The following is a 14,450-nucleotide window of genomic DNA, read 5'->3' on the forward strand; positions in this document are numbered from 1 at the left end:
GTACAATGGCTGAAACTAAAGAAATGAAAAAGGTACTGTTCGGGCCACTTCTGGACAATAACCCTATCGCATTGCAAGTTCTGGGCGTATGTTCGGCACTGGCAATTACTACTAAATTAGAAACTGCTTTGGTCATGGGCTTGGCCTTGACCACAGTTACGGCGTTTTCTAACTTATTTATCTCCCTTATTCGTAAGCAAATTCCATCTAGTGTGCGGATTATTATCCAGATGACCATTATTGCGTCATTGGTAATCGTAGTAGACCAAATTTTGAAGGCCTATTCTTACGAAATATCCAAACAGTTATCGGTGTTTGTAGGTTTGATTATTACTAACTGTATCGTAATGGGTCGAGCTGAGGCTTACGCCATGAAGAGTCCACCCTTTATGTCGTTTCTAGACGGTATCGGTAACGGCCTTGGTTATTCTTTGGTATTGATCATTATCGGTACTATTAAAGAATTGGCTGGTTTCGGTACACTGTTGGGTTTTGAAATTCTGCCTCTTGTGCAAAATGGTGGCTGGTACCAAGGTAATGGTTTATTGATATTACCTTTCAGCTCATTCTTTTTGATTGCTGGTTTAATTTGGGTGATCCGTACTATTCGTCCAGCACAAGTCGAGCCAAAGGGGTAACACATGGAACATTACATTAGTATATTCGTAAAATCCGTGTTCATTGAGAACATGGCTCTGTCATTGTTTTTGGGTATGTGTACCTTTCTGGCCGTATCGAAAAAAGTCAAAACTGCCATGGGTTTAGGTGTAGCAGTTGTCGTAGTTTTGGGGATTTCAGTACCGGTTAACCAAGTCATCTACGTTAATATCTTGGCACCTGGCGCTTTAGCATGGGCAGGTTTTCCAGAAGCTGATTTAAGCTTTTTGAATTTCTTGACTTTCATTGGCGTCATTGCTGCGTTAGTACAAGTATTGGAAATGACTTTAGACAAGTTTTTCCCTGCGCTTTACAACGCTTTAGGTATCTTCTTGCCATTGATTACGGTTAACTGCGCCATTTTTGGTGGTGTGGCTTTTGCGGTTCAACGTGAATACAACTTTAGTGAAAGCATAGTTTATGGCATTGGTAGTGGTCTAGGTTGGGCTATTGCCATTACCTTAATGGCTGCTGTGCGTGAAAAACTTAAGTACGCTGATATGCCTGAGGGTATCAGAGGACTGGGTTCGGTGTTTATGATCGCGGGTTTAATGGCCCTTGGTTTTCAATCGTTCACCGGCATTTCGCTGTAACCCACACTGAGTAGGAGTATTTAATAAATGAATCCATCTGAAATATATCTTGGTGTTGGCATGTTTATCATCATCGTACTGGCTTTGGTAGCGATCATTATGTTCGCTAAATCCAAGTTGGTGCCTGAAGGTGAAATTACCATCACCATTAATGGTGACCCCAATAAACGTATTACTGCACAGCCCGGTGACAAATTACTTGGCGCCTTAGCAAATAACGGTATTTTTGTATCGTCTGCTTGTGGCGGCGGTGGTTCTTGTGGTCAGTGTCGTGTTGATGTTAAGTCAGGCGGCGGCGAAATTTTGCCAACTGAGCTTGATCATATTAGTAAAAAAGAAGCCAAACACGGTTGTCGTTTATCTTGCCAATTATCCATTAAACAAGACATGGAAATTGAGCTAGAAGAAGAGATCTTTGGTATTAAAAAATGGGATTGTGAAGTTATCTCTAATGATAACAAAGCAACTTTCATCAAAGAACTTAAACTGAAAATTCCAAATGGTGAAAGTGTACCTTTCAAAGCTGGCGGTTATATTCAAATTGAAGCCCCTGCTCACCATGTTAAATATAAAGAATTTGAAGTTCCAGATAAGTATCGTGGCGATTGGGAGCGTTTTGGATTTTTCAACATTGAATCTAAAGTCGATGAAGAAACGATCCGCGCCTATTCAATGGCTAACTACCCAGAAGAAGAAGGCATTATTATGTTGAACGTGCGTATTGCTACGCCGCCACCTAATAACCTGACTTTGCCAGCGGGTAAAATGTCATCTTATATTTGGAGTTTGAAAAAAGGCGATAAAGCGACTATTTCTGGTCCATTTGGTGAGTTCTTTGCTAAAGAAACTAAAGCAGAAATGGTCTTTGTGGGTGGTGGTGCAGGTATGGCACCCATGCGTTCGCACATATTTGACCAATTACGTCGTCTTAAAACCGATCGTAAGATAACGTTCTGGTACGGTGCTCGTTCATTACGCGAAATGTTCTATGTTGAAGATTTCGATATGTTAGCTAAAGAAAATGACAACTTTACTTGGCATGTGGCCTTGTCTGATCCTCAACCAGAAGATAATTGGACTGGGTATACAGGCTTTATCCATCAGGTATTGCTGAAAAACTATCTGAAAGATCACCCAGCACCAGAAGATTGTGAGTTCTATATGTGTGGACCTCCTATGATGAATGCGGCCGTTATTAACATGCTCAAAGAAATGGGTGTGGAAGACGAAAACATTATGCTTGATGATTTTGGTGGTTAAGTAAGTTTAATCAAAGTGTATACCCTGATTATCAGGACACAAAAAAGGGGCTAAGGCCCCTTTTTTATTATTCGACCTTTAGCTGACAATTTTTAGCGGAACAATTATGCAAAGCTGTTTAAGATTATTGATAAGCGCACTATTTCTGACTTTAGTGCTGGCTTGTAGCCCCCCACCAGAATCTGAATTTCATTTAAGTGGCCCCACAATGGGCACAACCTACAACGTTAAGTTTATAAATTCAGCCGACATTAAGCCAGCTGACTTACAGGAAAAAATCGATGTGGTATTAGTTGAAGTTAACCAACTAATGTCGACTTATATCAAAGATTCTGAGCTTTCACGTTTCAACCAATGGCATAGTACGGATGTATTTGAATTGTCTCCTCAGACTTTGCTGGTCATGCAAGAAGCTAAAAGATTAGGTGAGTTAAGTGAGGGTTTACTCGATGTGACTGTGGGCCCATTAGTTAATCTATGGGGTTTTGGTCCACAAGCTAGACCGGAAAAAGTACCGACACAAGAGCAGGTCGATGCAGCAAAAGCACATATTGGCTTGGATAAACTTACTTTAGGTGAAAGTTGGGCACAAAAAACCGATCCCATGTTGTACGTTGACTTATCGACCATAGCTAAAGGTTATGGCGTTGATCGTGTAGCGCAAGTACTGGAAGAGCAGCACATCACTAACTATTTGGTGGAAATAGGCGGTGAAATGCGTTTGTCTGGCCAAAAAGCCAGTGGCAAAGACTGGCGTGTCGCGATTGAAAAACCTGTGACGACTGAGCGCGCGGTTGAACGGATTATCAGTGTAGGTAATAACGCGGTTGCTACTTCAGGTGATTACCGTATTTATTTTGAAAACGATGGTAAACGATATTCTCATTTGATTAATCCAGAAACGGGTTCGCCTATTACCCATAACCTAGTCTCGGTAACCGTGGTGCACCCTTCGTCGATGACAGCTGATGGACTTGCTACGGCACTTAGTATCATGGGTAAGGATAAGGCTCTGGCAGTAGCAGAACTAAATCAACTTGCGGTTTTACTGATAACCAAAGAAGCCGATAGTTTTAAAGAGTATACTAGTAGCCAGTTTAGCCAAATAGTTACCATTCATTAAGTAGGAGTCATAGTGTGAGTACCTTTATTCTCGCTTTTATATTTTTTGTGGTTGTCGTTGGCGCCATGTCGGTAGGTTATTGGATGCAAAAAAAAACCATTAGCGGAAGTTGTGGTGGACTTGGGGCTTTGGGTATAGCTAAAGCCTGTGATTGCCCTGAACCCTGTGATCGCAAAAAAGCGCGTCTAGAACGTGAAGAGCTGCGCCAAGACAAGCTGAATGAATGGAAGAAAAACCAGATCCTCTAAGTCCCGACTTATAAGCCTTTTTGTTAACGCTTTAGCTAGTTACTCAGGAGCTCGTTGTGGCTCTTAAAGTTTAAGCCACAACGTCTAATAAAATCATTCAAGGCATCGATCTCGTGTTGATGCATTGAATAATCAATCGAAGGGTCACTGCTTGTTGGCGGAAATACACCGTAACCGGCAAGCATGCAGGCCCATGATTTAGCTTGATAACTCCCCATCAACTTAGACCTTTGCATATCACCAGCAAAATCAGGGCTGTGCTGCCACAGCTGGATGATTCTATTTAGGGTGTCTGATATTTTGTTATTGGCCGCATTATCGCGCCAATAGGCAGTGTCCCTGCGTTGATTGGTTTTGTAGTGACACACCACATAGTCTTTGATGCCATCAAATCTGCTATTAATATCTTGGTTAAAAGCATCTTCAAATTGATTGCTAAACTGACCTTGCTGAAAATACTGCATAAATTGCGCAATGGTATTAAAGGACAAGGCAATTGCGGTTGCTTCCAAAGGTTCGATAAAACCTTGTGCTAGCCCAACGGCCAGACAATTTTTGTACCAATGCTTTTCAACTCGCCCTACTTGCATTTTTAAATGGCGAGCTTCAACGTCGCTGTGCAATAAGCCCAAATGTTGCCTCAGCTCTGTCTCAGCTTGATTTGCATCAATGTAGTCACTGCTGAACACATAACCATTGCCAAAACGATTTCTAAGCGGAATTTGCCAGGCCCAACCGTTAGACAAGGCAGTAGCTTTGGTTTCTACTGGTAGCTCTTGGGAAATGACACTTGGCATCACTACAGCTGCATCATTGAACAAACACTCTTTAAAACTCCGATAGCCGACCTTCAAGGTTTTTTGTATCAATAAAGAATTAAAACCCGAACAATCGATGAAAAAGTCTGCCTCCATCATGGTGCCATCGCTGAGTATTGCCGCGTTTAGCTCGCCATGATTGTTCTGACTTACCTTAGTGACGGTGCCATATACTCTTTTAACACCAAGGCTTTGAGCATGTTCTGCTAAAAATTGCCCAAGCAGAGCGGAATCAAAGTGATAGCCATAAGCAAGCCCAAAAGGAAAAGTGTCATTTGGCAACGGGCCTAGTTTGTTTGCGGCTAAATAGCTTTCTAAAAAGTACTTATCGGGGTGGGCATCAACTTTATAACCTTGCATGCGCGCTTGAATATTTTTGAAAAAAAGCGGTACGGTGAATACATCGTCAGTTTGCGCTGCAAAGGGATGAAAGTAAGACTCAAAACCCTTCACTGTTGACCAACCATCAAAAGTAATACCATTTTTGTAAGTCGCGTTACAGCGTGGCATCCACTGAGAGTCCGCCACATTAATGGCATCAAAAAACAACTTTAAGTGAGGAGTACTACCTTCTCCGACGCCAATAATGCCGATGTCTTTTGACTCCACTAAACAAATCTCAGTGTCTTGCCACTTAGTTGCCAACAAGTTAGCTGCCATCCAACCTGCGGTGCCACCGCCCACAATCAGGATTTTTTTAGGTTTGCCCTTACTTTCTAACATAGGTATTTACCATTAATAATTTCTCATCTTTACTTTTGAAGCTTTTTTATAAAGTAGTCTTTGACGGTTTTTGCGTAGTCATCTGATATTTCACCGAGTAAATGCAGTTGATGTTCGGGAATGTAAGCCTTCGGATGTGATGTCGAGTCTGGGTTTTGCTGAAATAAATAGTGATCAAACATATTGCGCCAGGCATTGCGTTGTAAAGGGCTTAGATCTCGCATGGCCAGCAATGCCAAGTTCAAACTATCAATGGGACTCGGCGACATTGAGTTTGGTGCTGATGAGCCTGTCCACCAGTAATTCATTAAGGCGTTCACTTTTTCCAAGGATTCAACATGATGCCACCACAACATAGGAATAAAAATCCCATCACCAGGGCCTAATTCAACACTGTAGGCTTCAGCCAGGGCATGTTTGAACAGTGGAAAGCGGTCAAAATCAGGCTTGTTTAAATCAACCAAACTGGTAGGTGCACCGGCTGGGGTAAAGTTAAGTGGACCGGGGTATAAATGGCCAGTTTGCTCGGGTGGAAACAGCACAAAACGTCGACGCCCGGCGATAACACAAGCCACATTATCCGAACCATCATAATGGGCGCTAACAATGCCCTCGTTGCCTACCCATAAACGAGGCTCTAATTCTGGGAAAAATGCCGAGCGATTTTCATCCACTAAACCCGGTAATATCTCACTCGTGAGGGTGTTTTGCATGGAAATAGCTGGATAAACTTCTCTATCGATTAGCTCTAACAAGCGACCTAAAAACAAATCTATACGCTCTTCCCCACTCAAATAATTTACATCTGTCATCTCATCGTTGTAATAAAAACGTTTGTTGGCAGAGGGCGGCGCCACCACCATTTTGGTTTTTTTACCTGTATAAAACTGATTAAGATAGGCAACAAAATCAGCTGGCGATTGTTGCGCAGCAGCGACTAATGGCCAATTACTCGCAAATCCACGTATCACTATCGGTAGTTGTGCCGGCGCAATCTCTGCAAAAAATTGCTGAGGACTTAATGTGGCATATTCTGCAATAGTTTTGTATGTCGTCATGGCTCGGTTATCACGTCTTCATATTTGAATTTGCAGAGCAGTGCGCCTGAATATAATCATGGTGATTGGGCATTTTTAGCACTGCCGTTTGGATATCTTGCACATTTTTATTGAGTGTCGTAGCTAAACTTTGGCTATCAAAAGCGTCGAGCAAGGGATGATATTTTTGTGGGCGTATTTTCATGCCTTCTAAAATAGAACACCAACTATCACTGCTAAAAAACTGACCTTGAGTATGATCTAACAATCCTCTTTGTTTAAATAGACGGATCTTTTCACTTAAGGATTCAGGCACAGGCATCGTTTGGCACCAACGCCAAAACTCAGTATCGTCACGGCCTGCAGTAGAATAATGCAAAATAATAAAATCGCGGATCTCTAGGTAATCGGCATCGATTAGTTGGTTAAAGCGTTGTTCGTTATCAGTGTCAAAATCCCTATCAGGAAAATGTTTAATAAAATGCACTAGGGTTTTATACACTAAATGAATCGCGGTAGATTCCAAGGGCTCTAAAAAACCGCTGGCAAGTCCTAAGGTTAAACAGTTGTTATGCCAGATTTTTTTCCGCTTACCGGTAGTAAAAGGAATGATCCTTGGTTCATTAAGCAAGGTACCACTCACACTTTTTAGTAAGGTATTGATAGCTTCTTCATCACTGCAAAAACGGCTAGCATATACATAACCGTTACCAGTACGGTTTTGCAAAGGGATTTTCCATGTCCAGCCTGCTTCACGAGCGGTTGCTACAGTATAGGGGACGGGATTAGCCGTATTAGTTGTTTGTAGCGCTACAGCGCGATCACAAGGTAAATAGTCAGACCAATCCTCAAAGCCCACCTTTAAGGATTTTTCAATCAAAAGCCCAGAGTAGCCAGTACAATCAATAAAAAACTCACTTTCCACCGTCGCCCCGTTATCCAACTTTACGCTGCGAATAAAGGCTTTTTTATCGACAATAACGTTTTTTACTGTTGCTTCAATTCTTGTTACCCCACGTTGCTGGCAAAGTTCGCGCAGATACCTTGCAACGAGCACCGCATCTAAGTGAAAGGCATGGGCATAGCTGGCTAATACCCAATCTTGAGATTGTTGGGGCCGCAACATAAAGCGCTCATGTTCGGCCATTACCGCAGCCGGGGAATAAGCAAGCCAAGGTATTGTTTGCCCGTCAGCCTGCGACTTTAACCAGGCCTGATAGAAATCAAAACCATTAATATCTTTGCCCACTTTACCAAAAGGATGAAAGTAGCTTTGGTTAGGTGCGTGCCAATCGTCGAAGCGAATACCTAATTTAAATGTGGCAGAGGTAGCTTGGATAAATTCTTTAAGGTTAATTTGACTAGCTTGGATAAACTCCAGTATGGACGGTACGGTAGACTCACCTACACCAATGGTGGCGATATCTGGGGATTCAATCACCGTGATCTGGATCTTGCTGCCCCTTAGGATACTCGATAATAAGGTTGCGGCCATCCAACCCGCGGTGCCACCACCAACAATACAGAGTGATTTTAGTGTGTTTTGCATCGTGAAACTGTCGTTAGTTTAATCATCATCTCATCGTGCCAGACTAACATTTAGTTGTTGGTTTAAAGTACAAAATTGGTGCTTAAAAACAAAGAAAAACTGCGTAGCATTGCTACTACGCAGTTTCTATTTTTGCATTCACTATGTTTAACGATTAAAAAGTCGCTCTAACCGTTAAGGCATAACGACGGTCTGTCATGAAAGTAAATGCATCAGTTAAGGTGCCTTCCTGATTTTGTTGGTATTGGGTTTGGGTATCTGTACCCAGTACGTTATTAACTTGTAAGCCGACTTTTAGTTGCTCGTTTATCGCATAAAAGAAGCTTGCATCCATCATGCCCTGGGCCTTTGAATAGGCCGGCACAAACTCTTCCGACTCACGTAAGGTCAACAAGTATTCTGACCGCCATGTATAAGCTAAACGGAACGAAATGTCGTTTTTCTCATACATGCCTACAATATTAAAGTTTTGGTCTGAATAACCCTGTAATGGCAAGTCAGTAAACTGTCTAAAGGTATTACGATTGTCTAGGATCGGCACACCAGCACCGTTAAATTGCAGTGCTTGAGTAGGATTGGTATTAGGATCTTCCAGCCCGTTTTGGTCGATGTAGGTATAGTTAAACTGTGTACCTAAACCACTCCATAAACCGGGTAACATATCGTAAAACTGAGTATACGAAAGCTCGAAACCACGAATGGTGCCCGAACCTGTGTTATCTGGACCATAAGCAGACACAGGGAAGCTAGTGCCATCCACTTCGACTTCAGTGGCAAATTGTTTATTACGAATGATGTTCGACAGTTTTTTATGGAACAAACCAAGGGTCAACGAACCGGCAGGCGCAAAGTACCATTCAGCGGTTAAATCCAAGTTAACCGATTCTTCTGGCTCTAAGAAAGCGTTACGGGCATTAGCACTGATTTCAATGTTTTTTAGATCAATAACGGGGTTAGTGGTGTCATCTCTGGCTTCATTAGGATCCTGTAGTACCTGTTGATAATCCAGGTTCAGCACCATTTTGTTAGCCGAATCAACCAGACTTGGATAATAAAGCCCTTTAGACGCGCCAAATCTCACCACAAACTCGTCAGTAAGGCCGAAGCTCAGGTTTAAGCTAGGCAGTACAGTTGTATAATCTGTCCCATCTATGGTGCTAGAGATAGCTTCGCCTGAAGCGAAGGCAAAAATACTCGGGTATTGATTCAACATAACTTGGTAAAGCGAACCTGCTTCATCGGTGCCACGTCTAGCCGTTGAGGGGAAATTGATCCCTCCAGTCGATTCAAGCTGGTAACTAACATAACGTAAGCCAAAATTACCTTTGACTAGTACATCAGACATCTCAACATCAAAATCGGCACGTACATAAAACTCATTACGTTCAGTGCTACTTGAACTAATATGACGCGGCGCAAAATGACTGAAAGTACGATCAGCTAAGTCTGCATAGGGCACCGCACAAGTGCCGCTGCCATCCATTGCATTTCCCACGGCATTCCATGTACCACAACCATCTCGTAAGGATTGTGCGTAATTTTGTACCAAATCCATACGCGGAAACAAAAAGCTGTTATAAGCTCCCATTAGCGTACTGCCATCATTGTGGTCAGCAAAACTAATACGTTCAAATAATTCGGGCACCACTTGTGGAGACGCATTGTAGGAGTTTTGTGCAACCCATGGCGTACCTAAGGCTTGCCATCCTTCGTATTCAGTATTACGTACGGTCAACTCTTTCTTGGAAAGATAGAGTCCGGTTTTAATGGCGGTAAACGCTCCATCTAGTTTGTACTCTAGATCTAACTTAAAGGTATTAGCCTTAGCTTCATTAAACTCTTCTTGTTGCATGCCGCTACCTAATCGCAGAATAGGGGCGGTATTGGCTTCGACGTCTGGCGGAGTAGAAGTATTGGCACTTAAATACTCAAGAGTTGGATTTGAACCGCGTAAATCCAAGAAAAACGGCGCATTTATAGCGGTTTGATTGCCATTCATGATGGAAGTCATGCCGTTGTTGTGCACAGTTTGATCAGAATCAACATACTGATAATCCACTACCGCGGTTAAACGATCGGTAGGTTTAAACACGACATTTAATGAAGTGTCTTGAACAGTGTTTTCATTGAAGTTGTAACGAGAGCGGAACTGCAGAGGAACATTTGGCTCATTTGCACGGCCTACACCTGAGGTGACATAGCCGTTACTATCTACTGTTAATGGACGGCCTTCATCACTTTCATCAAACCATTGAATAGTATTAGGTGTGAAGGACAAAAAGCCACGATCACCAGAGGCAACGACACGTTCACGCCAATCTAGAGATGCTTTAGAACTAATATGTTCTAAGGTAGCGGTAATCTTTTCATCCACACTCTGCCATTGTAATGACGCGGTAAAACCTTGGCGTTTACGATCATTTTCTGCAGATGTCATGGTATAACTCGCTGGTGCAAACCAAGTTACGCCATCGGGTTGGCCTTCAAGGGCTTGTCCATCAAATTCAGGAACATAATTGGCGGCGTCAGTGGCAGTATACTGAACCGTATCTTCAAAACCGGGACCACAAGCGCGCCAACCTGGATCCCCAGGAATACAAGGATTAGAATATTGGCCAGCGTTAACGCCTGGGCTGGGCGTGCCCCATTCATCGTAGGAAAAAGTATCAACCGGACCACGGCTGTGGTAATTGCCTAAACCAAAACCATCACCACGAGTTTTAAATTCAGACTGAGACGCCGCAACCAATAAACCAAACTTACCCGCATCGGTATCCCAATTATCAGAAAAAAGTGCAGAAAACGAGGGAGTGGTTTCTTCGCGGTAATCACCGTAATTGGCTTGTGCACTTACAGAAATTAAACGTTTATCAGAATCAAAAGGTTTACGCGTAATTAAATTAACGGTACCCGAAATACCACCAGAAATAAGATCAGCAGTTTGGTTTTTTACCACTTCTACTGCACCTAACAATTCAGCAGGAAAATCTTCATAACTGAGTCCGCCCCATGGATTAGCACTGAAAGAGTCACGGCCATTAATTTCACTGCGCACCCGATCCAAACCACGCACCAACACGCTAGTACCTTCATCGGCATAATGTTTAGGATCATCAGATGAAGCAAAACGCTCAATGGTTACACCCGGCACACGTTGTAGTGCTTCTGTAACAGAGCTATCTGGCAGTGCGCCAATGTCTGAGGCAGTAATAACGTCTTTTACTGTATCAGCTAATTTTTTCAAATCTTGCGCTGTTTGAATGCTGTTACGCATACCGCGAATTTCGATTGTTTCTGTAGAGTCATCTAAATTTTGCGTTGCAGAGGCTGTTTCTTGTGCAAAAACTGATGCCGAGAATGCACAAGAAATAGCCGCAGATACTGCAATGACTAGACGTTTTTTCTTAAAATTGTTAGACATGTTTCACCCTCAGTATTTTTTATATATTTTGGTTTTCTATTAATAATAATATTCGTAAAGTGTTCGTCTGACACCGTTGTCATTTTTGGTTAAAACGACGACTTGCATCAACAAGTTTACCTAAAGAATAATTTTAAAAGTTACTAACTAACACTAATAAAGTTGAGATAATGTTATTTTTTAACACTGATGTGCTTATTAAATCAACAACTTTTTGCACATGTGGCGTTTTTATTTTGATAATTACCAATAATTGAAAAGGTAATTAGGTACTAAAGGACTTATAGCAAATAAATCCAAATGCCATCCTTAACGGATGGCCCTTACGGTTTTATATTGTTGAATTATTTTTATCAGTAAATAATTTGACAGCGTTGTCATCGGCTTCTAATGTGGTTCACAAATATTCTAGTGCAGTGTGACTTAGGCAATTTTTTTGCAGGGGATGTATTAAGTTTTTATATCTTGCATAACGGCACCGCGATTAACTTTTTTGCACAATTTGAGAACCAAATGAAAATATTTTTGATTTTAGTTTTAGCGACATTATTGATTTCCTGTGGTGGAACCTCATCAGATATACCACTTCAGAGACCAGCTCAGCAGCCTAGTCCTCAAACCAATCTGGTGCCCGAAGTATGCCGTCCTGCGGAACAAAATAGTCAAATTAGCCAAGGTGGTAAATGGCAACTCGTGTGGGCCGATGAATTTGATGGTAAGGCAATCGATGGGAGTAAATGGCAATACGAAACTAACTGTGCTGGCGGAGGTAATAATGAATTGCAATGTTATGTCGAAGACGATGCTAATGCCTTTGTTGCAGAGGGCCAGTTACATATAGTTGCGTTAAATCAGCCTGTTACAGGAGATTCTGGTTGGTTTGGTAATTCAGGCAATGTGGTGTCCCGTGATTATTCATCAGCACGGTTACATACGCTTGAAACTGCTACCAAACCACGTGTAGTGGGTTACTTACCAGGTTATAAGGGACTAACTGAAAGTATTAAAAATGTGGATTTGCATAATCTAACTCACCTTAATTTATCTTTTGCTAATCCCAATGCCGAGGGGGATTTTCTACTTAATGAAAATTTATTGTGTATGCCTGGATACAGCACAGAGCATGTCAAAGGTGATGAAATACGTGAGGTGGTAGAACGTGCCCATCAAGCAGGAGTTCAAGTATTGATGTCGTTGGCGGGCGGGGTGATCCCTAGTTGTTCAGGGGATTGGCACCGCTTATTACAGAGTGAAAATCGCCCACAACTGGTCAGCAAATTAATCAACTTGATGACAGACTTAAACCTTGATGGTTTGGATATAGATCTTGAAGGGATTTTGCTGACTCAAATTGATAATGCAGGTAATTACACGCCTTTTATTCAGGCGCTGTCGGCCCAATTAAAACCTCAAGGTAAATTATTAACAAGTGCCACCGCCTCTTATGAGGGGGGCATGATCCCGATAGATTCGATCTCTTATTTTGATTTTGTGAATATCATGTCGTATGACGCTATTGGTCCTAGTTGGGGGCAAGCTGGTATTGAACATTCTACGTATCAGCAAGCAGTGCAGGATGTGCAGCTATGGCTCCACCGAGGTTTAACTAAACAACAGTTAGTGTTGGGATTACCTTTTTACGGCTATGGCTTTGGCCAGTATCGGAGTGATTACGCTATTAAAGATCTGGTTGCTTTGTATGGTAGTGACATTTTGCAACAGGATGTCATGGGTAATTTGTGTGCAGGTTGTGACTACATTACTTACAACGGTTTAGTTACTTTACAAGCCAAAACTGAATTGGCACTTAAACATGGCTCAGGTGTGATGATTTGGGAGTTGTCTCACGACTCAAGTCGTACTTCAAATATTTTGGCAACTATTGCCTCTCAGGTCGCTGCCCCCAAAACTCTTTAAGAGTTTTGGTGCAGTAGTTTTTTTATACGTTTATGTATTTCCATGGCCAACTACGTAGATATCCCGCTCGTAAATTAATTTATTAACAATATAAGATATTTATTAACATGATAAGCAACTTTGATTTATTAACATTTCAATCAAGATTGAAATTTTTATGTTGATAAAAAACAATAGCTTAATTTATTGTCTTCAAGTTATTTCGACTGTTTTTGTTCACCTTAATGCGTTTTTAGAGTGGAAAACAAAGCATTGATTATTTTTTGAACTTCGCATAGTCTCTGTTTGTTAAAAATATGTAAGCGCTTTCAATAGAAATGTAAGCGCTTACAATTTTGATTTGATAGGGCTTCGCAAAATGCAAACAGCGTTTTGCATACATAAAAAGATATGTCAGGAGATACATAAATGAACAAATTGAAGGCAATGTTGGGCGGTTTAGTGGTTATTTTTATGAGTGGGTCTTTGTCTGCAGCGATGATTACCAATGGCGATTTTGCCAACTCATGTAGCTTAAACGGTTGGCAAACCGATACTGATGGCTTTGCGGGTGGAACAAATGACTTCACTCTTGATGGCAGTGCTCCCAATTGCGCAGCTTCAATCAATGTTGATTATGCCAATACCGATGTTTATTACGCAGCCAATACACTATTTCAAAATCTCGATCTTAGTGGTGCAAGTAGCAGTACTTTTTTACTGACTATGGATTTTAGTGTCTTTAGCGAATCGAACAGTAACGAACAGGATTTTATTGCAGATTATTTCATGATTGCTTTGTTTGATGGCAGTGACTATTACAATCAACATGGCGATTTTGGGTTTTTGGTATCACCCACCGATATCGATGGTAGTCAAAACTACAACTTGTCTTTTGAGCTTGATAGCTCCTTTGCTAACCAAACTAACTGGAGTTTGGATTTTCAGGTGTTACTAGGCATTGCAGGGTTTGATACTGACTTTTTTGGTTCCACCCTGTCTATCAGTAGTGTCAGCTTAACTGAGCAAAAAGCCGTGGTGGGTGCATCGACTCCCGCATCTTTGGCACTGTTTGCACTTGGCTTATTTGGTCTAGCTGTTCGTCGCAAAACATTTTAAACAAGG

Annotated in this window: 11 protein-coding genes; 7 read left to right on the forward strand and 4 right to left on the reverse strand. The window is 41.7% G+C overall.

Annotated elements, in window-relative coordinates:
- Positions 1 to 5 precede the first annotated feature (5 nt).
- The 5 genes from AX660_RS06940 to nqrM all read left to right on the forward strand — a co-directional run bounded on the left by AX660_RS06940 (position 6) and on the right by nqrM (position 3,881).
- The gene (locus AX660_RS06940) at positions 6 to 638 is read left to right on the forward strand and encodes an NADH:ubiquinone reductase (Na(+)-transporting) subunit D (protein WP_068374418.1); all 633 of its coding nucleotides are present in this window, start codon (positions 6 to 8) and stop codon (positions 636 to 638) included.
- Positions 639 to 641: 3 nt separating this feature from the next.
- The gene (nqrE, locus tag AX660_RS06945; RefSeq protein ID WP_068374421.1) at positions 642 to 1,250 is read left to right on the forward strand and encodes an NADH:ubiquinone reductase (Na(+)-transporting) subunit E; all 609 of its coding nucleotides are present in this window, start codon (positions 642 to 644) and stop codon (positions 1,248 to 1,250) included.
- A 27-nt stretch (positions 1,251 to 1,277) separates the two neighbouring features.
- Positions 1,278 to 2,510 carry an NADH:ubiquinone reductase (Na(+)-transporting) subunit F gene (gene nqrF, locus AX660_RS06950; RefSeq protein ID WP_068374424.1) on the forward strand — a complete coding sequence of 411 codons (1,233 nt, stop codon included), beginning with the start codon at positions 1,278 to 1,280 and terminating at the stop codon, positions 2,508 to 2,510.
- 106 nt (positions 2,511 to 2,616) lie between these two features.
- Positions 2,617 to 3,633 (forward strand): FAD:protein FMN transferase, encoded by a 1,017-nt coding sequence (locus AX660_RS06955; RefSeq protein WP_068374427.1) that lies wholly within the window; start codon positions 2,617 to 2,619, stop codon positions 3,631 to 3,633.
- Between the two features lie 14 nt (positions 3,634 to 3,647).
- On the forward strand, positions 3,648 to 3,881 hold the full coding sequence (gene nqrM, locus AX660_RS06960) for a (Na+)-NQR maturation NqrM (RefSeq protein ID WP_068374430.1): 234 nt from the start codon (positions 3,648 to 3,650) through the stop codon (positions 3,879 to 3,881).
- 35 nt (positions 3,882 to 3,916) lie between these two features.
- On the opposite strand, the gene AX660_RS06965 is transcribed toward nqrM, so the two are convergent.
- The 4 genes from AX660_RS06965 to AX660_RS06980 all read right to left on the reverse strand — a co-directional run bounded on the left by AX660_RS06965 (position 3,917) and on the right by AX660_RS06980 (position 11,429).
- Positions 3,917 to 5,422 (reverse strand): tryptophan halogenase family protein, encoded by a 1,506-nt coding sequence (locus tag AX660_RS06965; protein WP_068374433.1) that lies wholly within the window; start codon positions 5,420 to 5,422, stop codon positions 3,917 to 3,919.
- 29 nt (positions 5,423 to 5,451) lie between these two features.
- Positions 5,452 to 6,480: a cupin-like domain-containing protein gene (locus AX660_RS06970; RefSeq protein ID WP_068374436.1), complete on the reverse strand. Its 1,029-nt coding sequence runs from the start codon at positions 6,478 to 6,480 to the stop codon at positions 5,452 to 5,454.
- Between the two features lie 10 nt (positions 6,481 to 6,490).
- Positions 6,491 to 8,008 (reverse strand): tryptophan halogenase family protein, encoded by a 1,518-nt coding sequence (locus tag AX660_RS06975; RefSeq protein ID WP_068374440.1) that lies wholly within the window; start codon positions 8,006 to 8,008, stop codon positions 6,491 to 6,493.
- Positions 8,009 to 8,162: 154 nt separating this feature from the next.
- Positions 8,163 to 11,429 (reverse strand): TonB-dependent receptor, encoded by a 3,267-nt coding sequence (locus tag AX660_RS06980; RefSeq protein ID WP_068374443.1) that lies wholly within the window; start codon positions 11,427 to 11,429, stop codon positions 8,163 to 8,165.
- A gap of 390 nt (positions 11,430 to 11,819) precedes the next feature.
- On the opposite strand from AX660_RS06980, the gene AX660_RS06985 reads away from it, so the two are divergent.
- Both AX660_RS06985 and AX660_RS06990 read left to right on the forward strand, forming a co-directional pair.
- Positions 11,820 to 13,346, forward strand: a complete 1,527-nt coding sequence (locus AX660_RS06985; protein WP_068374446.1) for a glycosyl hydrolase family 18 protein — start codon at positions 11,820 to 11,822, stop codon at positions 13,344 to 13,346.
- A 408-nt stretch (positions 13,347 to 13,754) separates the two neighbouring features.
- Positions 13,755 to 14,444 (forward strand): PEP-CTERM sorting domain-containing protein, encoded by a 690-nt coding sequence (locus tag AX660_RS06990; RefSeq protein ID WP_068374449.1) that lies wholly within the window; start codon positions 13,755 to 13,757, stop codon positions 14,442 to 14,444.
- The last annotated feature ends 6 nt before the right edge of the window (positions 14,445 to 14,450 follow it).

Source organism: Paraglaciecola hydrolytica, assembly GCF_001565895.1.
Taxonomy (GTDB): Bacteria; Pseudomonadota; Gammaproteobacteria; order Enterobacterales; family Alteromonadaceae; genus Paraglaciecola; species Paraglaciecola hydrolytica.